Annotated in this window: 11 protein-coding genes and 1 pseudogene; 11 read left to right on the forward strand and 1 reads right to left on the reverse strand. The window is 58.0% G+C overall.

Annotation, left to right across the window (positions count from 1 at the left end):
* Positions 1 to 73 precede the first annotated feature (73 nt).
* The 6 genes from P0111_11830 to P0111_11855 all read left to right on the forward strand — a co-directional run bounded on the left by P0111_11830 (position 74) and on the right by P0111_11855 (position 7,336).
* A complete protein-coding gene (locus P0111_11830; protein MDF0644716.1) occupies positions 74 to 1,072 on the forward strand; it encodes an RNA polymerase factor sigma-32 in 999 nt (332 codons plus the stop codon).
* A 281-nt stretch (positions 1,073 to 1,353) separates the two neighbouring features.
* A complete protein-coding gene (locus P0111_11835; protein ID MDF0644717.1) occupies positions 1,354 to 1,659 on the forward strand; it encodes a co-chaperone GroES in 306 nt (101 codons plus the stop codon).
* Between the two features lie 53 nt (positions 1,660 to 1,712).
* Entirely contained in the window at positions 1,713 to 3,353 is a 1,641-nt protein-coding gene (gene groL, locus P0111_11840; GenBank protein ID MDF0644718.1) for a chaperonin GroEL, read from the forward strand.
* A gap of 151 nt (positions 3,354 to 3,504) precedes the next feature.
* Positions 3,505 to 3,861, forward strand: a complete 357-nt coding sequence (locus P0111_11845) for a hypothetical protein (protein ID MDF0644719.1) — start codon at positions 3,505 to 3,507, stop codon at positions 3,859 to 3,861.
* Positions 3,862 to 4,022: 161 nt separating this feature from the next.
* Positions 4,023 to 6,692, forward strand: a complete 2,670-nt coding sequence (locus P0111_11850; protein MDF0644720.1) for a PAS domain S-box protein — start codon at positions 4,023 to 4,025, stop codon at positions 6,690 to 6,692.
* Positions 6,689 to 7,336, forward strand: a complete 648-nt coding sequence (locus P0111_11855; GenBank protein ID MDF0644721.1) for a response regulator — start codon at positions 6,689 to 6,691, stop codon at positions 7,334 to 7,336. Before P0111_11850 ends, P0111_11855 begins: the two co-directional genes overlap by 4 nt.
* 38 nt (positions 7,337 to 7,374) lie before the next feature.
* Here the strand turns inward: P0111_11855 and P0111_11860 are convergent, their stop codons facing one another.
* On the reverse strand, positions 7,375 to 9,102 hold the full coding sequence (locus P0111_11860) for a hypothetical protein (GenBank protein MDF0644722.1): 1,728 nt from the start codon (positions 9,100 to 9,102) through the stop codon (positions 7,375 to 7,377).
* Between the two features lie 94 nt (positions 9,103 to 9,196).
* Here P0111_11860 and P0111_11865 point away from each other — a divergent pair, with 94 nt between their 5' ends.
* From P0111_11865 to P0111_11885, 5 genes and pseudogenes are all read left to right on the forward strand, one after another.
* A complete protein-coding gene (locus P0111_11865) occupies positions 9,197 to 11,464 on the forward strand; it encodes a hypothetical protein (protein ID MDF0644723.1) in 2,268 nt (755 codons plus the stop codon).
* 3,106 nt (positions 11,465 to 14,570) lie between these two features.
* On the forward strand, positions 14,571 to 17,273 hold the full coding sequence (locus tag P0111_11870; protein MDF0644724.1) for a hypothetical protein: 2,703 nt from the start codon (positions 14,571 to 14,573) through the stop codon (positions 17,271 to 17,273).
* Positions 17,274 to 17,447: 174 nt separating this feature from the next.
* A pseudogene (locus tag P0111_11875) lies at positions 17,448 to 18,404 on the forward strand (IS5 family transposase).
* Positions 18,405 to 18,651: 247 nt separating this feature from the next.
* Positions 18,652 to 19,074 carry a hypothetical protein gene (locus tag P0111_11880; protein ID MDF0644725.1) on the forward strand — a complete coding sequence of 141 codons (423 nt, stop codon included), beginning with the start codon at positions 18,652 to 18,654 and terminating at the stop codon, positions 19,072 to 19,074.
* Positions 19,071 to 20,429 carry an outer membrane protein transport protein gene (locus P0111_11885; GenBank protein ID MDF0644726.1) on the forward strand — a complete coding sequence of 453 codons (1,359 nt, stop codon included), beginning with the start codon at positions 19,071 to 19,073 and terminating at the stop codon, positions 20,427 to 20,429. The genes P0111_11880 and P0111_11885 overlap by 4 nt, the downstream gene beginning before the upstream one ends.
* Positions 20,430 to 21,168 lie beyond the last annotated feature (739 nt).

The following is a 21,168-nucleotide window of genomic DNA, read 5'->3' on the forward strand; positions in this document are numbered from 1 at the left end:
GCGAGGGCGCGAGAGACGCCGGTCGTCTTCCACGCTTGGTCACCCATCGGACAGTGTGATAGTCTCGACCGTTATGAAACGGCGAACAAGATCCGCGGCCGAAACCCCGTTGGAGCCTGAAATTTTGGGGCCTGCCGACGAAGACTCTGCCGAGGGCGCCACCAACGCAGTAGTCGAGGCGGCCGACAGACCGGCACCGCAGGCGGGCGTCGATACAACGGCGGTTGTGCCGGTTACGGCGCTTCAGCAATATCTGGCCGAAGTCCGCCGGCACCCCTACTTGACCAAGGAAGAAGAGCTGCAGCTGTTCGACGAATATCACACACACGGCGATCGCGAGGCCGCGGTCAAGCTCATCATGGCCAACCTCCGGGTCTCCGTGGCCATCGCATCCGAGTACCTGCACACCGGCGCCGACCATATGGATCTGATCCAGGAAGGCAACGTCGGTCTGATGCAGGCGATCAAGAAATTCGACCCATCGAAGAACGTGCGCTTCTACGCCTATGCAGCCTGGTGGTCACGAGCCTATATCCTGCGCTACCTTCTCAACACCTATCGACTCGTGAAGATCGGAACCACGCAGGATCAACGCAAGCTCTTCTACAATCTGAAGAAGGAGAAGTCGAAGCTCGAGCGGCAAGGCTTCGCACCCGACACCAAACTGCTCGCCGACCGGTTAAACGTACGGGAACGCGACGTGGTTGAAATGGATCAACGTCTGGGCAACTGGGAGTTGTCCCTCGACCAGCCGATCGGCGAAGAGCAGGACGCCACCCTGCTCGATGTCCTGCCATCTCAACAAGTCGGCCCCGATGAGCAACTCGCCCAGCATCAATTGCAGACGCTGTTCCGCGCGAAGCTGACGGAGTTCATCAAGACGCTGGATGAGCGGGACGAGGATATTCTGCGCAATCGCCTCCTCTCCGAAACTCCCCTCACGCTCGACGATCTGGGCGAGAAGTACGGCATCACAAAGGAGCGGACCAGGCAACTGGAAGCGCGCATCATTAAACGTATTCGTGACTATATCAAGAAGGACGTCAAGGATTTCGACCGCTTGCGAGTCTGATCTCAGCCCGACAGCTGTCGGACACCCGGCCGAAAGATCACCCTGGTATATTGCAATGTCAATGGGTTATGATACCCCTAGACGATGAGCATCGGACTGGAAAGAAATTCTGAATCCCCCCTTGACTTGGACTGACCTGAGGCTATCTCAACCCCCGAGTTTACGGATCAGGGCTTCTGCTCGTTGAGACGTACCCCTGTACGCCGTCGAGTTTGAACCAGTATCACAATCGTCACTCTATCAACCCGGTTCACTAATCAGCACGAGGAGGGTGTTGCACAATGAGCACAGCAGCGAAGGACAAAGAGAAGAAGGACGTTGCCAAGGGTTTTCAGCCACTGGGTGATCGGGTGTTCATCACCTACACCGAGGAATTGGAACGGACCGCCGGCGGGATTTACGTGCCGGATTCTGCCAAGGAAAAGCCGCAGCGGGGTGTGGTGCAGGCCGTGGGCAAGAAGGTCGAAAACGTCAAGGTCGGCGACCAGGTGCTCTTCGACAAGTACTCGGGCAGCAAGCTCCGGATAGAGGACGAGGAGTGTTTGATCCTGAAGGAAGAGGACATCCTCGGCATCTTCGCCAACTGACGATCATCCGTCGCACGTCTATCTGAACATACGACACTAAAGGGAGGAATCACATGGCAAAGCAACTGTTGTACAGCGAGGCAGCTCGGGCCTCCATTCTTAGGGGGGTCAACCAGCTCGCCGACGCCGTCAAGGCGACCCTCGGGCCCAAGGGCCGGAACGCCATTCTCGACAAGAAGTTCGGCGCTCCAACCATCACCAAGGACGGCGTGACCGTCGCGAAGGAAATCGAGCTCAAGAACCCCTACGAGAACATGGGTGCCCAGCTCGTCCGCGAAGTCGCGAGCAAGACCAGCGACACGGCCGGAGACGGCACCACCACGGCCACCGTGTTGGCCCAGGCCATCTATCGCGAAGGCGCCAAGAACATCACCGCCGGCGCCAATCCGATGGAGATCAAGCGCGGGATCGACAAGGCCGTCGAGGCCGTCGTCGCCGAGTTGAAGAAGCTCAGCAAGCCCTGCCAGAGCAAGACCGAGATTTCCCAGGTCGGGACCATCTCAGCCAACAACGACAAGACCATCGGCGATCTGATCGCCGAGGCGATGGAGAAGGTCGGCAAGGACGGTGTCATCACGGTCGAAGAGGCCAAGTCGATGACCACCTCGCTGGACGTGGTCGAAGGCATGCAGTTCGATCGTGGGTACATCTCCCCGTACTTCGTCACCAACGCCGAGCGGATGGAGTGCTCGGTCGAAGAGCCCCTCATCCTCATCAACGAGAAGAAAGTCAGCAGCATGAAGGATCTCCTTCCCATCCTCGAGCAGGTCGCTAAGATGGGCAAGCCGCTCGTGATCATCGCGGAAGAAGTCGAAGGCGAAGCCCTGGCGACCCTCGTCGTCAACAAGCTGCGCGGCACCTTGAACGTGGCGGCCGTGAAGGCTCCCGGCTTCGGCGATCGTCGCAAGGCCATGCTGGAGGACATCGCGATCCTGACCGGGGGGCAGGTGATTTCCGAAGACCTCGGCATCAAGCTCGAGAACGTGAAGCTGACCGATCTCGGCCGCGCCAAGCGCGTGACGATCGACAAGGATAACAGCACGATCGTCGAAGGCTATGGCGACCCGAAGAAGATCGAAGCCCGCGTCAAGCAGATCAAGGCCCAGATCGACGAGACGACCTCCGATTACGATCGCGAGAAGCTCCAGGAGCGGCTCGCCAAGATCGTCGGCGGCGTTGCCGTCATCAACGTGGGCGCCGCGACCGAGACCGAGATGAAGGAAAAGAAGGCGCGCGTCGAGGACGCCCTCCACGCGACGAAGGCCGCCGTGGAAGAAGGCATCGTTCCGGGCGGTGGAACGGCCTATCTCCGCTGCATCAAGGCGCTGGACAGCCTGAAGGATATCCCGGCCGAGCAGAAAGTCGGTTTGGATATTGTCCGCCGGTCGCTGGAAGAGCCGATTCGCCAAATCGTCGCCAATGCGGGCGGCGAAGCCTCGGTGGTCGTCGGCAAGGTGCGCGAAGACAAGAACAGCAGCGCCGGCTACAACGCGGCGACGGATGAGTACGTGGACATGATCAAGGCCGGCATCATCGACCCGACCAAGGTGTCGCGCTGCGCATTGCAGAACGCCGCCAGCGTCGCGGGCCTGATGCTCACGACCGAAGTCATGATCACCGACATCCCCGAAGAGAAGAAGGAACCGGTAGGCGGTGGCCACGGCCACAACCACGGCATGGAAGGGATGTACTAAGTCCAGTGCTGAGTCCTGAGGACTGAGTGAAGGCCACAATCAGAAGGGCCCGGCGGGAAACCGCCGGGCCCTTCGTGTTTTGGCGTGACCGGATTAACTCGAATCTGGTCCTTGAACGCTTCACCCGTCACGGGTTACGCTTCACGATCCTATGATCGTCGAGGTCGAATCGAACGAGAACTGCGAAAGCAGCTTCTTTGCCCGCTTCAAAGAGACCGGCCCGGCTCGAGCAGTCTCACAGGTCCGGCTCTTCGAACGGAACCCGGCCGGAGAATGGTATGACGTCACGGGGTGGAGCGAGCATCCCGCCGCGCCCCCCTGTCAGGCCTTCGCCCAGCCGGTCGAAGACTCCGGAGCCGGCCTGGCCTATCTAGTCTACGGCGGACTCTACGGCCTTCGCTTCAAGCCGGCAGGCAGCGATGAGCCCTGGAGTCTCACCAGCCCACATCAATGGGGCGAGGCCTACCTGTCGCTGGCCAGCGACCGCGACCTCCGCTACAGCCACTAGCGTACGCGCGAGGGAACTTCCCCAATCCATCACCTCCCTCCTGCCGGATCTCCGGACTGCTCGCCGATAGGGATGCGAAGAACACAATAATTCTTTGAGGCTTCGCCCTACGTGCCTATACTGTCCCCACACACAGCACCAAGCCGAATGATGTGTCCGCCATGGACTTCTCCCTGCTTCTTCGTCGCCCCGCGGTGCGCGTATATGCCGCGCCGCTTATCGGTTGTTTGACCCTCGCGATCTTTCTGGTCGATCTGAACGCTCCAATAGACATGGCTCCTTGGCTCCCCTACCTGGCGCTTGCCGTCGCCGTCGCGCACCTGTACGACCCGAAGCGACTGATCCTTGCCACCGTCCTCTGGTCCCTCGCGATCCTGGGAGAACCCATGATCCGCTCCCATGCCGATGATGCCTTCGAGAAGGTCTTCAACCGAACCTTGGGCGTCGTTACGCTCTGGATTGCGACAGGATTCCTGTATGCCGGCCTTGTCGCCCCCAGAAATCGTCAACCCAGCGACTCACACCTAGAGGCCATCGTGTCCGGCGCCCTGGACGCCGTGGTCACCATGGATCGCACCGGCCACGTGATCGAGTGGAACCCGCAGGCGGTAACGATATTTGGATATTCCAGAGACGAAGCCATCGGTAAGCTGCTCGCCGACCTCATCATTCCTGCGCGCTATCGCCAGGCCCATACGAAGGGTCTCGAACGGTTTCTGTCGACAGGAGAAGAAACGATTCTGCGCCGACGCATCGAAATCACGGCCATCCGCAAGAGCGGCGAGGAATTCCCCGTGGAATTGACGGTGCTCCCGATTCTCGCCGGGAACGATCAACTGTTCTCTTCCTTCATCCGGGACATTACCGAACGCAAGCGCTCGGAGCGGCAGGTGCAGCAGTCCACCGATTTCATCGAGTCCCTGTTCGAGCACCTGCCCAACATGGTCTTCGTCAAGGATGCGAAGGACCTCCGATTCGTCCGATTCAACAAGGCCGGAGAGGAGCTGCTGGGCTATTCCAGATCCGAGTTGTTGGGGAAAACCGACTATGATTTCTTTGCCAAAGAAGAGGCGGATTTCTTCACGGCCAAGGACCGGGAAACATTGCGCAAGAAGCAGTTGATCGATATTCCGGATGAGCCGATTCAGACCAAGTCCAAGGGCGTCCGGATTCTGCACACGAAGAAAATCACGATCTGCGACAACACCGGCGCTCCACAATATCTGCTGGGTATTTCCGAGGACATCACGGAACGCAAGCAAGCGGAAAGGGCGCTGGTTGAGAGCAGAGCCAAGAGCGATTTCCTGGCCAACATGAGCCACGAAATGCGCACGCCGCTGACCGCCATCATGGGCATCGCTGACTATCTAGCCAGAACGTCCTTGACCCATGAGCAGCTCACGCTCGTCAACCGGTGTACAAAAGCCAGCGAAGGGCTTCTCCGGATGATCGAAGACCTCCTGCTGGCAGCGAAGGCGGAATCGGGTACCTTGGCCCTGGTGTCCGAGGCGTTTACCTTGAGAGAAGTCGCCCTGGAGTGCATCAATCTTCTCACCCCGGAAGCGCAGGAGAAGGACCTCGCTCTGAAGGTCGAGTTCGATCCGTCGCTCCCGGCCAGGCTGACCGGCGACGCCTATCGCCTCCAACAAGTCCTACTCAATCTGATCAGGAATGCCGTCAAATTTACCCCGACCGGATCGATTCTGGTGCGGGCAAAGGCCTGGGTGATCGAGCCGCCGGTCTGCACCGTACAATTCTCCGTCACGGATACAGGGATCGGCATTCCCGAAGACCTGCGGGAACGTCTCTTCGAGCGATTCTCTCAGGCCGACTTGAGGACCAACAGACAGTACGGCGGCGTGGGGCTGGGACTCTCCATCTGCAAACAACTTGTGGTGCTCATGGGAGGGCGGATTTGGTTCGAGCGTATGCCGGGCGGCGGAAGCACGTTCTCCTTCATACTGCCGCTTGGGATATCAAAGCAGAACGAACAAACTCGTCTCTCCACCTCGCCACAGAACACGACCGGCCCTCTCCGGTCCTCCAGCTCTCTTTGTCCCTCCGTACGGCGAGAAGCGAGGATCCTCCTGGCCGAGGACTCCGTCGAATCTCAGCATGTCATGCGGTTGTATCTGAGCCGGACGCCCCACCATCTCGACTGTGCGGAAAGCGGGACGAGCGTGGTCGAGGCGTTCAAATCCAGCCGCTACGACTTGGTCCTGATGGATCTGCACATGCCTGACATCGACGGCTACGAAGCGACGCGCCGTATCCGGGCCTGGGAAAAGGAACAGGACCTGCCACGGACGCCGATCGTAGCTTTGACGGCCGACGGGTTTGCGGAGTCCCGACAGAAAAGCCTTGCGGCAGGCTGCGATGATTTCCTCACGAAGCCGATAAAAATGGATGCCGTGTTCAACACAATCCAGCAGTACGTGGCCGACGCGGAGACTCCTCTCCCGCAGAACCGACCGCCGCACACCTACGACGCAGGAGCGCTGGACGCCGACCTTCGCCGGCTGAGACCGAGGTTTCTCCGGAATCGCCATGACGATGTCCTGACGTTACGGGCGGCCGTCGACAACGGCGACTTTGAGCGGATCAGGACCATCGGTCATCGCATGAAAGGAGTTGCCGGTTCCTACGGACTGCCCGGTATTGGAACCATCGGCGCCGCCATCGAGCAAGCCGCCCTGGATCGCCGGCTCGACAGAGTCACCGCAAGCGTGGCCGACCTTGTCGAGGCGATCAGAGAGGCCGAACAGCGTGATTCGCCTCATTGTGTCGAACCATCGTCATCACCACAGCCCAGTAAAGGAGCCGCGTCATGAGTATCCTCATCGTGGATGATTTCGAAGAGCAACGTGAACTGCTGGCCCTGACGTTGAAGCAAGCCGGCTATCGCTCACTCATATTCGCCCATTCAGCCGCCGATGCCCTGAAGCGGTTGGGGGTGGGACAATCGGCTCCGCCGACCGACCACGTCGACATCGTGCTGATGGATATCCTCATGCCGGACATGGACGGCCTGGAAGCCTGTCGTCGAATCAGGGAGGAGGAACCGCTTCAACATCTTCCCGTGATCGTCGTCACAGCCAAGACTGATGCCTCCGATCTCACGGCGGCTTACACCGCCGGAGCCACGGACTACATCCGCAAGCCGGTGATTCCCGCCGAACTGGTGGCGCGTGTCTCCATGGCCATGAGCGTCAAGGAGGAACTGGACAATCGCATGGAGCGCGAGCGGGAGTTGGACGAGGAGGCCAAGAAGCTCGGCAAAACGGTCCAAGAACTCAAGTCGCTCCGCGGAACGCTCTGCCTCTGCGCCAAGTGCAAGCGGGTCAAGACCAGCGGCGGGCTGTGGCAACGGCTCGAAGATTATCTTGAAGAAAAGCTCAACGCCAAGCTCAGCTCCGGCGTCTGCAACAAATGCGCGAGCGAGGGCGCGCCGAAAACGACCCGCGCCTCTTTCTAATGGCCGGTGTGATACGGGGTCACCGGTACGATAAGGGGTCAGGAACCATTTCCGCGCAGCGCGGCCTTCAACAACGCCGACCTGTTCGGTTCGTTGAAGAAGGACCGGAAGACGCGATTGACCACTGTCGTATGCCGCCGATGGTCGGCGCTGAAGGCTCGGCTGGCAGCCGATCGGTTGACTCCCTCGTATCCCATCCTGATCGCGCACCGTTCCAGTTCATCCTCCTCCTGCGGCAGCGCATGGGTCTGAAGGTCGTGCACCATCTGGAGCTTGTGCTCAACGTCCCGGAGAAACATATAGGCCTCAACGAGCGCGTCGCGTTCCTGCGCCGCCATCACCCTACGGGCCACCAGTCGATCCAGCGCCCCAAGCGTGCCTCGGTCCAGCAACGCCGGAACTGTACGACCGGCCAAGACCTGAATCGTCTGGACCAGGAACTCGATTTCCCTGATGCCGCCGGTGCCGAGCTTCACGTTTCGGTTTTCGTGACCTCGTTCCGCGATCTTGGCGTCGATCATGTCCTTCACTGCCCGCACGTCGTCCACCACGGCGAGGACGTCGGAGCGGCGCAGCTTCGCAGCGCCGAAGATGAACGGCTTCACCAGCCGCAAGAATGATTTGCCCACCTCGACGGATCCGGCCACGGGCCAGGCCTTGAGCAACGCCAGCCGCTCCCACACCTGTCCTCTCGTTCGATAGTAGGAACGGTATTCGTCCAGCGAGCGAGCCAGTTGTCCGACCGACCCTTCGGCCCTCAAACGCAAATCGACTCGGAAGATGCGCCCTTCCTTGCTCGGCTCCACCAAGGCTTTGGTCAGCTCCCGCGCCAGGATCTCGAAATACTCCTCATTGGAAATGCCGGCGGCAGCCGCGCGGCCGACGGCCCGGCCGCGCGGGACCCTGGTCTCGCCCGCATGCGATTCGTAGACGTAGATCAAATCCACGTCGGAGCTGTAGTTGAGTTCGTGTCCGCCGAGCTTCCCCATCCCCATGACGGCAAAGCCCGTCTCGACCCAGTGCCCGCGTCGGTTTTTGTGCATGGGCACGCCGTACTGGCGGCGCAGATCGACATCGACGATCTCGTAGACGGCATGGATCAGCAGCCCGGCCAGATCGGACAGCGATCCGGTCGTCTCCCGCACGTCCGCCAACCGCAACAGGTCGCGCACGCCGATCCCCAGCATTTCCCGCCTCTGGAACCGGCGCACCGCTTCGAGCTTCAATTCCTTCACCGTGAGCTGGCCGAGCTGCTCCCGAAGCCCCTCCCGCATGCCGGCCGCGGTGGGTGGGCGCGACAACACGTCCTGTTCCGCAAGCCAATAGACCAACATCGGATCCCGAATCAGGGTGAACGCCAGCGAGTCGCTGTTGCCGAAAATCGTACAGAGCAGATCGAGCATGCGGGGCGAGCTGCCCAAGTAGTCCAGAAAGGACGAGCGGGTCACGTTGTCGAGCAGCCGCTCCCAGTGATTGAGCGCCTGATCCGGATCGGCGGTGCGTCCGATAGACTCCAAGAGAATGGGCAACAGCTCGGCCAGCTGGCGGCGCTGGTGCGGATCTCCGGCCATCGCCTGCAGATTGCGATCGGCTTGATCCGGAGCGACCAGCCCATAGGCCGACAGAATGGCCCGCACCTCTTGGACGTTGCGCTCCTTCGCCAGCAAGACCGGCGTAGGATCCGGCCCCCTGGACGGCAGCGCGGCTATCGTCTTCCCGCCGACTGAGGGCTGAACTATACCTTTTCTTTCCAACGCCCGCTTCACGCTTTACGCCTCCCGCTTCCGGTCATGGCGCGGCATTATACTGGTCGCCTCGCACGCGCACAACGAACCGTCGCTTCGGGTATACTGCAATTCGATGAACGCCACGGAGCGCGAAACCCTTCTGCGAGACCTGTCGCCGTTCATTCGGAATGTCCCATCGGACGTCCTCGACGACTTCGTCGACCGCATGGATCCTGAATATTTCCGCCGCTTCGAGGCTGAGACGGTCGCACGCCACCTCTCCATGACGGCGGCGCTGACGCCCGATCACCTCTGCGAACTGTCCATCGGCGAGCCGCACCATGGCCGACTGGAACTGGCCATCGTGGCGTACGACTATTTCGCCTTGTTCGCCACGATCTGCGGCCTGCTGTCGGCGTTCGGGCTCAACATCGAGGAAGGACGGATCTATACCTTTGCGGATCCGGCTCCCGGCGGGGCGAAGGGGTCGATGGGACAAGGCCCTCGTGGGCGCAGCAAGGCCAGGCCGGGTCTTGGCCGGAAAAAGATCGTCGACGTGTTCCGGGTGCAGCCGGCTCCGGGCGTGCCGTTCGACTCCGACGAACACCGCCGTCTCGCCGATGAACTTCGCTCGGTCATCGGCCTTCTCGACGGCGGCCAGGTCGAGGAGGCGCGCCACTGGGTCAACCGCCAGCTCGTCGAGCAGCTCGCCCAGAGGCGCGGTTCCTTCAGCGGTCTCCTGCATCCGGTGCAGATCAGTTTCGACAACGGCCAGTCGCCGACCGACACGATCATGGACATCCGGTCGGACGATACACCGGCCTTTCTCTATGCCTTCGCCAACGCGCTGGCCATGCGCAACGTCTACGTCGCCAAGGCGAGCATCGCCCTCGAAGGCGACAAGCTCCACGACCGGTTCTACGTCCGTAACCGCCACGGCCAGAAGCTCACCGACGCCGAAGAGCAGCAACAGCTCCGGCTCACGGCCGTCTTAATCAAACAATTCACCCATGCCCTCACCTGGGCGCCGGACCCGACCAAGGCACTCGAAGCCTTCGACCAATTCCTGGACTTGACCGTGCAGGACCGCACCGGCAAGGCTCGACAGGAGGCCCTGGCGTTTCTGGCCGATAAGAAGACCTTCCCGCTCCTCGCCCGGTTGCTTGGAGCCAGCGATTTTCTCTGGGAAGATTTTCTTCGCCGGCAGCACGACAACTTGCTGCCGTTGCTGCAGACCTATCGCGACTCCCCGCTCATCAAACCCAGGGCCTCGCTGCGCAAGGAACTCAACCGGCTGGTCGCGCGGGCCAAAACCGACGTGGATCGGAAGGCCGCGCTCAATAGTTTCAAGGACCACGAGCTGTTCCGCATCGACATGAAACACATTGTCGAGCCGACGACCGGTCTTGCAGATTTTTCCCTCGCGCTGACGGAGCTCGCGGAAGCGATTCTTGACCGGGCAGTGCTCGACTGCCGGGCCAAGCTGACCAAAGACTATGGAGAGCCTCGCCTGGCGGGAAAGAAAGTCTGTCCGTTCGCCGTATTAGGCATGGGCAAGTTCGGCGGGAGAGAGCTGGGCTACGCCTCCGACATCGAAGTGTTGTTCGTCTACGGTGGAACAGGACGGACCGGCGGCAAACAAGGGATCGACAACGGTGAGTATTTCGAGCGTCTCGCGCAGGCCTTGTTACAGCAGATCGAAGCTAGACAGGAAGGCATCTTCCACCTCGACGTGCGACTGCGTCCGCATGGAGGGAAGGGTTCGCTGGCCAACCCGGTCGACGAGATCTTGAAATACTACAGCAAGGACGGCCTGGCTGCGCCGTTCGAGCGCCAGGCCTTGATCAAATTGCGCCATGTGGCCGGCGATGCGACGCTCGGCAAGCACGTCGAAGCCCATCGCGACCGCTACGTCTACAGCGGCGAGCCATGGGATCTCCCCACCGCGCTCGATTTGCGACGGCAGCAGCTCAAGCAACTGGTCGAATACGGCACGGTGAACGTCAAGCTGAGTCCCGGCGGCGTCATCGACATCGAGTATGCCGTGCAGTATCTCCAGGTCATGCACGGCCACCGCCTTGCGATCCTGCGCACGCCCAACACAATGCTGGCATTACATGGCCTCGTGGAATCCGGCATCGTCACGCGTCAGGACGGCGACCATCTCAGAAGGGCCTATCTCTTCATCCGCATGTTGATCGACGGCCTCCGCATGGTCAGGGGCCACGCGAAGGATCTCGTTCTGCCTCCAAGCGACTCCGACGAGTTCATCTTTCTCGCCAGGCGCGTTGGCTACACGACGGATGATTGGCAGGCAGGGGCGAGGCATTTGAAGACGGATATTGAGGAGCATATGGGGAGGGTGAGGGAGTTTTGGGAGAGGATGTTTGGGAAGTTGTGAGTGGAACAGGGACGCGGGTCCTGCCGCTGACCATCCCATTCGTCCTCGCTCCACCCATCCCCCAGTGGGTCCCTTCCGCTGCGGGCGAACGGGCGCCCTGGTCAGCGTCACCCGCTTGAAGATTCACTCAAACACCAGAGGGAGAAGAGGTATCAGCAAGCTCGGTGGGAGCATCTTATTGACCCACCGCAAGTCGCAGGACAAGGCAACCGTCTCTCACCTGCCTCTGGGGATAAGGAAGGGCGAGCAAGCTCGGTGGGAACGTCCTAACAGTGCCTGACCGTCGCAAAGCCGACCGGGAGCCTGCGCCATGCCAATCGTCAACGTCGCCGGCCGACCCGCATCCTCCCCAACTACCCCGCGGGAGAGAAGTATAAGCAAGCTTGGAGGGGGAGCATTGAAAGGATGAAGGACTTTCGGCTCCGGCGGCAGCTCAAGAGTGCATGGCCTCGGAACGTCTCGCCTGCGGAACTCGGTCCGTTGGCTTTTTCAACGGACCTTCAGACAGTCCTCGGCGTCACCCACGGTGACCGCCGCTCCGAGGCCATGCGATCTGCCGCATGTCGCCGAGAAGCCCTTCCATCCTCTCATGCCGGAGGGGAAGAGACCAGCAAGCTCGGTGGGAGCATCATATTTTTCGGCGCCTCACAGGGCTCGGAGCATGTTAAGATGGACGCGGTCGCTCGCCATGCCCACGGTACTAAGGTCAGGTCCCTATCGATTCTTCTTCTTTGCCGGTGATCGCGAGGAGCCGCACCATGTGCATGTCGAACGAGAGGAAAAAGTCGCGAAGTTTTGGCTTCTGCCAGTCAGGTTGCAAGAAAGCGGAGGATTCTCTCGAACAGAATTAAGTCGGATTCGGCATCTCGTTCAGCGTCACGAGGAGCAACTCCGAGAGGCTTGGCATGAATACTTTGGCGATTGAGACGACCAGTCCCACTGCAGAATCAGTCACAGTCACGGACAACACCTTGACCGTCGATCTGAGCGATGGGCGCAGCCTTTCCGTACCGCTCGACTGGTTTCCACGCCTCGTGCATGCCACAGAGGCCGAACGGAAAAGCTGGCGCTTGATCGGACGAGGGCGCGGCATTCATTGGAACCTGCTGGACGAGGACATCGGCATCGACGGCCTCCTAGCAGGTAGGCCTTCGGGAGAAAGTCAGGCCTCCTTCCAGACATGGCTTTCCGCCAGACGAAGCACCCGTGCTAAGCGATCCACTACTCGCAGGCCTCGGCACCGCTAAGGAGTCTTGGAAAGTTGTGAGATTCGGGAGGATTCGGGCTCGCCGGCTCCACGACGATTGAAACCGCATGGCGCAGCCCCCCCTCGGCCATGCAACCTCGGTCCGTTGTTACTCTCGTCAACGACCCTTCGGACATTCATGGCCGTCGCAAGGACGACCGGGAGCCTGCGCCATGCCAATCGTCGACGCCGCCGCCCGACCCGCATCCTCCCACCTGCCCCGCGGGAGAGAAGTACAAGCAAGCTTGGAGGGGGAGCATTGAAAGGATGAAGGACTTTCGGCTCCGGCGGCAGCTCAAGAGTGCATGGCCTCAGAACGTCTCGCCTGCGGAACTCGGTCCGTTGGCTTTTTCAACGGACCTTCAGACAGTCCTCGGCGTGACCTTGGCCACCGTCACTCCAAGGCCATGCGATCTGCCGCATGTCGCCGAGAAGCCCTTCCATCCTCTGATGCCGGCGGGAAGAGATCAGCAAGCTCGGTGGAAGCATTCTATTGACCCGCCGCATGTCGCAGGCAAGCTCACCCTCCAACTTCTTCCACGAGAAAGAAGCACCGAGCAAGCTTGCGTGTACCATCATACTCATGCGACCCTTCGCACTTCGCCGATAAACCCTTCTCTTCTCATGGCGGAGGGGGAGGGATCAGGAAGCTCGGTGGGAGCATTCTATTGATAACCTGTCGCATGTCGTAGGAAACCTCATCCTCCCACCTCTCCTTGGAGAGGGTGGAACGAGCGAGGTTGGCGGGAACACCATATTCATCGTCAACGTCGCCGGCCGACCCGGTAGTGGGTCACTTTGCCGTCAGAAGCACTGAAGTTCGTCATTCCCGCGGAAGCGGGAATCCAGCCAAGGCCTTCTCGCCTCAGCATTGAGTCTTGATCGTGGCGTGGAGCCCGCCTTCGTGGCATGACGCAAGAGGACTCTGACCCGCTATCCAACCGTCAGAATGATTGCATTTCGAAACAAAACTAGGTAAGGGATTCCGCTAGTTGCCGGTTTGTCGGACCAGGCAATCCTGGATGAGGCATTGGGGCATGCCGACATCACCACTCAAGACTGAAGCGCCAACCACCCCGTCTTTCCAATAGGGGACTGGCTCCCGCCCTTGCCGAGGCTTCGGCGGGTGCCTGTCCCGGTTCTTCGAAACTCGCGGGTCCTGTCGTGGCGACCGGTTTGACGCGTTCACAAGACCCCTCCGCCTCAACGCCACCATCAGTGTGGCCCGCTTCCCCTTCATCAGCGTGCCATTGGCTAGCTCACACCGTCATTTCGGCAACTGAACTGTGTAGTTCAGCCGTTGCTCACTTTGCCACCGAGCTCGGCTGTCCGGTAGATATATGGTTCACAGCATCAGTCCTAGGCCAACGGCATCCGCCAATCTGCATACTGATAGCGCATGAGTTGGCCGAAAACTACCATTGTTTCTTAGAGGAAATAGTGAGATCATGAGGCAAAATCGAGGTCATGCCGATGACTCGATTGCGCCCGAGATCATCAATCCACCAAGGTCTAGCAAAACTCACGCCGCCTTCTCTCCCTCTAATCCTTGAACGTGAAAGGCTCTATCGACAACTTGATCGAGCAAGGAAACTAGCTAGTGTAATTTGGATAACTGCTCCCCCTGGGTCCGGCAAAACTACGCTTGCAGCTGGGTATCTTCGATCTCGACGCCTGGTTCCAGTTTGGTACAACATTGATGAGCGAGATGCCGAGCCTGCAACATTCTTTCACTATCTTGGCCTCGCCGGACTTCGCATAGCTCCCCGCCATCGGCAAACCTTGCCTCATCTGACGCCAGAATTTCTCCTAGGGCTCCCAGTCTTTGCTCGCAATTTCTTTGACGCATTTTTTGGACGTATGAAAACACAGCAGGTACTTGTTTTAGACAACTACCATGGGCTGGCAAGTCACTCACCGATTCACGAGATGTTATCGCTGGGAATGAATTCACTACCCACCGGGAAGTCCGCGATAATTATCAGCAGAGAGGCACCCCCCCAAGCGTTTAGCCGGCTAGAACTCAATCGTGCCTTACGAGAGTTCGAACCTCAGGCTCTTCAGCTCAGTGAGAGCGAAGCCAGAGATATTGTCGATCTGTGGGCCAAGAGGAAGAACCGTGCTTTCTCATCTCGTGATGTCCGCGCAATCTACGAACGAGTTCAAGGGTGGACAGCTGGTCTAGTTCTGATGCTTGAACAAGATTATCAAGGACACGTTGACACAACAAAGTGGCAAGAAAGCACTCCAGAAGTGATTTTTGATTACCTTGCTGCTGAAGCGATGAAGGGGCTGGATGAGCAGATACAGCATCTCTTGCTGAAGACTTCGTGGTTTCCCGCATTTACGGCTGAGATGGCTCAGGAATTGTCTGGGACTCGTCAGGCAAGGGAGATCTTGGAGAGACTGTATCGAGGGCGATACTTTACCGAGCGCCGTGCTGAAGACCAGGTTTTCTATCAATATCACCCACTCTTTCGAGAATTCCTCATCAAAACGGCACATCGCAGGTACGGAAAGAACCAAACTAACTCGCTGCGCTGCCAAGCCGCTGCACTTCTGGCAGATGCCTCACGAGCAGAGGACGCGATTGAGCTGTTGGAACAAGCTGGTGTGGTAGAAGCGAGAGTACGAATTGTGCTGAACGTCGCTGCGGAGATGTTTGCACAGGGTCGAATGCGCACCGTCGAAGAATGGTTGGGTCGACTACCCGTGCACACGGTTGCGAATAATCCTTGGCTATTGTTTTGGGAGGCTAACTGCAAGTTTCCATTTTCGCCCCAAGAAGCACGAGATACCTACCTCCGATCATACCGAAGCTTTGAACAGTCTCAAGATCGTGTGGGACAGGTACTCGCCTGTTGCGGCATCCTGGAGTCGCACGTTTATACCTATGGAGAGATGGACAAAGCAGTGGGATGGGTGGATCGTATCCAAGAACTCATTCGTGATGATTTCGAATTCCCAACGGCTGAGATAGAAGCTCGCATTCTCTTTGCTTCATTCACGGCACTCATGTGGTGCCGGCCGCAAGATCCAATACTTCCGATTTGGAAGGATAGAATTATGGTCCTTCTTCCGCAACTACCAGACATGGGCCGTCGGGGTTTGGTAGGTCTCCAAATAGCGACATACCACTATTGGAAAGGGGAATTGAACGAGAGCTGGCAAATCGTCAAGTTGCTGTTGGAACGAAGTTCTCGAAACTCTAGCTTACCAATGTTTCGTCTGCCCATTTATTTAGCTGAAGCATGTCTTGGTTGGTGCACCGGGAGCCTTGATCAAAGTCTCATGAGTATAGACAAAGGTCTCGCTCTCAGTCATGCGAGCGGTATAACCTACTATGTTCCGTTCTTCCTTGCCCAAGGTGTCTTCGCCTCCTTGGTTTTTGGTGATGTGTCGCAAGGGAAGAAATTCTTGGGCGAACTGCAAAAAACACCGCATCAGCCAGGCCTTGCCGGTATGGCCATTCACTATCTGTCGGCGTGGGTCGCACATTTGCTCGGCAACACTGAGGAAGCCTTGTCACACATTGAATCCTCGATCGCAATTAACGTTAAGAGCGAGGCATGGTTTCCGGAAGGACTCGACCGCATCGCCGCAGCCCAAATACTCTATGCAAAAGATGATCTGAAGGAAGGAGAGAGACATCTCGAAAGAGCGTGGGAAATTGGCCAAATGACAGAAAGTAAGACTCTCCAATTTGTGAGCCTGCTCACTAAGTCTCTGTTCGAGTTACATCGCGGTAATGAAGAAAAAGCGATCGGTCATCTGCGTGTGGGCCTACCACTAGGTCGTTCCTGTAACAGTCGCTATATGCCAAGTTGGCGTAGCGACGCGGCCGCTCTCGTCCTTTCCACTGCTCTGCAGGCACAAATTGAGGTGGAATATGTTTCTGAGCTGATTCACGACTTCAATCTCAAGCCCGAAGGCCTCGCCACCCTGAATCCCGCTTGGCCATGGCCAATCAAAATTGTGACGCTCGGGCGGTTCTCGTTAATGATCAATGGGGCACCTGCATCCTTTCCCCGGAAATCCCCGCATCGTCTGCTCGATTTACTGAAAACTCTAGTCGCTACTGTATCTAACGGTGAAGTATCTGAGCAACGACTCGTCGACGCCCTGTGGCCTGACGCGGAGGGCGATCGCGGACATGAAGCGCTCAAAAAGAACCTTCAACGACTCCAAAGCCTTATCGGTAAAGAATCACTTCACTTCAGAGGGGGCACTGTTTACCTCAATGAAGACACCTGTTGGGTTGATGCGATCGCGTTCGAGAAGGCGACGAAGAAATTGGAGACGCCGGAGCTACATGACGACCATTCGTGGAGTCGGCTTGCCAACGCGACCCTGCTGCTTTATCAAGGACCATTTTTGCCGGCCGACGAGGACAAACCTTGGAGTTTTCCTCTGAGAGACAGGCTTCGCCAGCGTGTAGTAAGTCTCTTCGGACGCATAAAGGCGCGATCCGGAAATACTCTCCCGCAGAATGCCAATCTTACTCGAATCCTGGAAGCAGATCCTGCCTTACCCCACCTCTCATCCTCGACGGCCTCAGAGTAGTAAATGGCATGTATTTTCGACTCACGTTTTTGTCTATCTGTCCCCCATTTGTCCCAATGCTCCTGGCATAGTCGCGCCACGCGCGAAGCTGCTTCCTTCATACGAGGGAAGCTCTGATTTATTCTCCGCGGGATCCAGGCTATGGATGGCCTATCACCAATTGGGAGGCCCACCATGCCGCAACAGACCTTTGTGGAAGCTAGCTTTGAGCAGTATCGGAAACCGACCCGGCGCGAGCGGTTTCTGGTGGAGATGGAGCGGGTGATTCCGTGGGGTGAGCTGGCGGCGGTCATCGAGCCGTACTACCCCAAGGCCGAGGGGCCCGGGCGTCCGCCGGTGGGCGTCGAGCGCATGGTGCGCCTCCATTGTTTGCAACAGTGGTTCAATCTGTCCGACCCGGCGATCGAGGAGGCCTTGTACGACTCACGCGCCATGCGGCAATTCGTAGGCATTGAATTGGGCCGAGAACCCGTCCCGGATGAGACGACCATCTCCAAGTTTCGGCATATCCTGGAGGCCCACCAGTTGGACGAACCGCCGTTTGCGTTGATCAGGAGATATCTGGCCGAGCAGGGGTGTGCAGATCAGCGGGGGACCATCGTGGATACCACCATCATCAGTGCCCCCAGTTCGACGGAGAATCGCACCACGGAACGGGATCCGGAGATGCATCAGACCAAGAAGGGGAACCAGCGATAATTCTGGATAAAGGCTCATATCGGCGTCGACAGCCAGACGAAAGCGGTTCATTCGGTGGCGGCCACGACAGCGAATGTGCACGATAGCCAGGTGTTAGCCAAATTGCTGCATGGCCAGAGGACCCGGGTGTGGGGCGATGCCGCCTACAGCGGGCAACGTGTCGTAATCCGGGAGTACGCGCCCACGGCCAAGAGTTTTGTCCAGGCGAAAGCGCATCGCCATCGGCCGCTGAGTAACGAGGAGCGGGCGCGCAACCGCACAAAGTCGAAAGTGCGGGCGAAAGGTGAGCATGCGTTCTTGGTGATCAAACGGATCTTTGGATGGGCCACAGTCCGGTACCGGGGGCTGGCGCAGAACACCCACTGGCTCCAGATCAGCTGCGGGTTGGCGAATCGGTACGTGGCGCGGCGGCGGCTCGTTGCAGGGATGTAGGAAACTAGGGCCCGGGCGCTGGGAGTGAGCGATCAGATGGTGAGGGGACCCCGCCCAAAGTGGGGGAGAGCAGCGGACGCCCACCGAATTGGCCCTGGTGACCAGCTCAGGAACAGATTGCAGAGTGGAACCGTGAATTAGTCAGCCCTTCCCTAATCTGCTCCAAGGGATCCCAGATACAAACAGTATCAGGCTCATCTATGAGTTAACGAATACACCTATCCCAGACAGCCCCAATGAAATGGACGTGGATCACACTCCGTTTGGCATGAAGTCATGTATTCCAATCATTCAGTTATCTGGGTACAATGCCCGCAAAGTTGTCAATATTGTTGATTCGGCACGCCGGAAGTACGCACTCAATCTGAATACTTCTTTCTTTGGCGATGGTCGAACACTGATCACAATTCACTTTCGAACAGACGACACTCGTGAAACCGAGTGCGCACAAGACGCCGAGCTCCACATTTGGAACGATCTAGTCTCCGAAGGATTCCCGCCATACCGTGTCAGCATCGATCAAATGGATCGGCTGATGCGGCTCTATCCCCAGCCATTCGCTCTTGCAGCGCAATTGAAATCAGTCTTGGATCCGAACGACGTGATCGCCCCAGGTCGCTATTGTAAAGTTGGTGCGTATACGAACAGAAACGGTGTCCAGCGATTGTGAAGAATTTGTTCGGATATCTACTAGCCACCCTGGCGGTGATACCGGAAATTGCTTATGCTGATGCCTTCCGAAACCCTTTCCAGAGCGCCTCGGCCATCGGCCAAGGGCTAGCATTCGCCGCTCAAGCCGACGACCCTTCTGCCATTCACTACAACCCCGCAGGAATGACGCAATTGCGGGGTGTCCAGATCGCCGCTGGTGTTCAATTTGTGGGTGTGAACACCAATTATACGAGTCCAACCGGCGTTACAACGAAGAATGAAAAGTCCTTCCCTGTAGGACTTCCCCCGCCTGGCCAATTTTTCATCACGGCTAACATGGCTGACCTCGGCCCAAAGGTCCTGAATGGATTGACCATAGGCTTGGGGGTAGAAAATCTGTATGGGTTCGGTGCGAAGTACCCCCAAGATGGTCCTTTTAACTCTGCTGTCACAACCGCTCAGCTGCCGCTTCTGGATATCAAGCCAACGATTGCCTACAAGATCTCAAATATGATCTCCATAGGCCTAGGCGCTGATATTTTTACCTTTGCGAGTTTCCTGGGCGAGGGGCAAATTGAACAACAATTCGTCTGGCCGGGCGGATTGGGCATTCCTGCCGGGTCAAATATCGAGGTGAATGGAACAGGGACGACAGCGGGACTTAATGCCAGCCTGCTCGTTACGCCGCTAAGGAACGACGATGGAAAACCATTGCTTAATCTCGGATTCATCTGGAGAAGCCAAGCCGTACTTCCCCTGTCAGGACAACTGTTGGTGAACGGCACTGCCGTGGCAAATGCCTCCTCAAGTATTCGGTTTCCCGAAAGCTTCTCCTGGGCTATCGCCGGCTGGCCTGTGAGGAATTTGGAAAGAGAATGGAAACTCGAAGTGGATCTTGATTACGTGAGATGGCAGTCAGTTCGAAATTCCGACATTCAACTCTCGAATGGCATCACTATCTCGAATCCGCAGCCATGGACAAACTCGGTGACCTTTATTATCGGAACAGAATACAAGTGGTTAAGCCTTGGTAGTCACTCAGCTTGGGATATAGCCTTGCGTACAGGCTACAACCGGTCGCAGACTCCCATTCCCAATGTGGTATTCACACCGGCACTTCCAGACTCGAATGTGAATACGTTTTCGGTTGGGGCAGGTTTCATGTGTAAACCCGGAGGTCACTTTCTGGGGTTTCTTAGCTGCGGCGACCCGGAAGGAGGGAAAAAATGGCTAAAAGGTATGGGCTTGGACCTAGCCTACGCTGCGGCTGTTTTCGATACCCGCACGGTGACCGAGAACAGAAACCCTACGGTAGATGGTACTTATCAGACAACCAACCACATTGGGGCCATGACCTTCAGGCTCAATTTCTAATCTTACAGTACTTTTTATTTCCTTCCATGCGGTTTGTCCTCAATTTGTCCCTCAGTAGCGTTTCTAATACATCCGTACTTCGAATCAAGGTCCGCACACACTAGAACCTGCTTCGAAAATGCCGCCGCTGTTACGCCACTGGTTTGAGGATCACGTGATGTCCCAACCGCTCCAGTTGCTTGACATGTCGGCGCGTGGCCTGTTCCCGCTCCCGCTGATCGAGATTAGGTTGCCCCGAGCTCGTGGTACGGAACCCCGTGCTTCAGCATATGATAGAAACAATCAAAGGGGTCAAACAATCAAAGGGGTCGGGAGTCTTTTCACTCCTCGCTCGCGACGTGCGGGTGACGCGGCGAACCGGGCACCGCGGAGGCGACTCTTACACTCTGTCTATCCCACTCATGTGAGGATGGCTCGATTAGCCTTAAACATGCGCGCCGAAGGAGCCCCTCCAAACAGAACTTGTTCGACCCGAAAGCCCTTTCCATTTGTTTCGTGCGGGATAAAACCCACTTCTCGTATGCCGCGTTCGCCTCGACTGAGCTCGTCCCGTTCCGCAAGCACAAGAGGCGATCGAGCCACCCTTCCCCGAACAATCAAAGGGGTCGGGAGTCTTTTCCATTATCAATCGCGACGTGCGGGAAGCACGGCGAACTGGGCGACCTTCTCACCCTCCCTACCCTAGAACCTATCTCAAAACTCCTTCATGAGGGGATGGGGGTCTCTTGGAAACAATTAA

Origin of the sequence: Nitrospira sp. (genome assembly GCA_029194535.1) — a bacterium.
Lineage (GTDB): Bacteria > Nitrospirota > Nitrospiria > Nitrospirales > Nitrospiraceae > Nitrospira_C.

Bases quoted from the DNA above. Each gene is read 5' to 3' on its own strand.
- P0111_11830 (MDF0644716.1), top strand. From the start codon at position 74: ATGAAACGGCGAACAAGATCCGCGGCCGAAACCCCGTTGGAGCCTGAA.
- P0111_11835 (MDF0644717.1), top strand. From the start codon at position 1,354: ATGAGCACAGCAGCGAAGGACAAAGAGAAGAAGGACGTTGCCAAGGGT.
- groL (MDF0644718.1), top strand. From the start codon at position 1,713: ATGGCAAAGCAACTGTTGTACAGCGAGGCAGCTCGGGCCTCCATTCTT.
- P0111_11845 (MDF0644719.1), top strand. From the start codon at position 3,505: ATGATCGTCGAGGTCGAATCGAACGAGAACTGCGAAAGCAGCTTCTTT.
- P0111_11850 (MDF0644720.1), top strand. From the start codon at position 4,023: ATGGACTTCTCCCTGCTTCTTCGTCGCCCCGCGGTGCGCGTATATGCC.
- P0111_11855 (MDF0644721.1), top strand. From the start codon at position 6,689: ATGAGTATCCTCATCGTGGATGATTTCGAAGAGCAACGTGAACTGCTG.
- P0111_11865 (MDF0644723.1), top strand. From the start codon at position 9,197: ATGAACGCCACGGAGCGCGAAACCCTTCTGCGAGACCTGTCGCCGTTC.
- P0111_11870 (MDF0644724.1), top strand. From the start codon at position 14,571: ATGAAAACACAGCAGGTACTTGTTTTAGACAACTACCATGGGCTGGCA.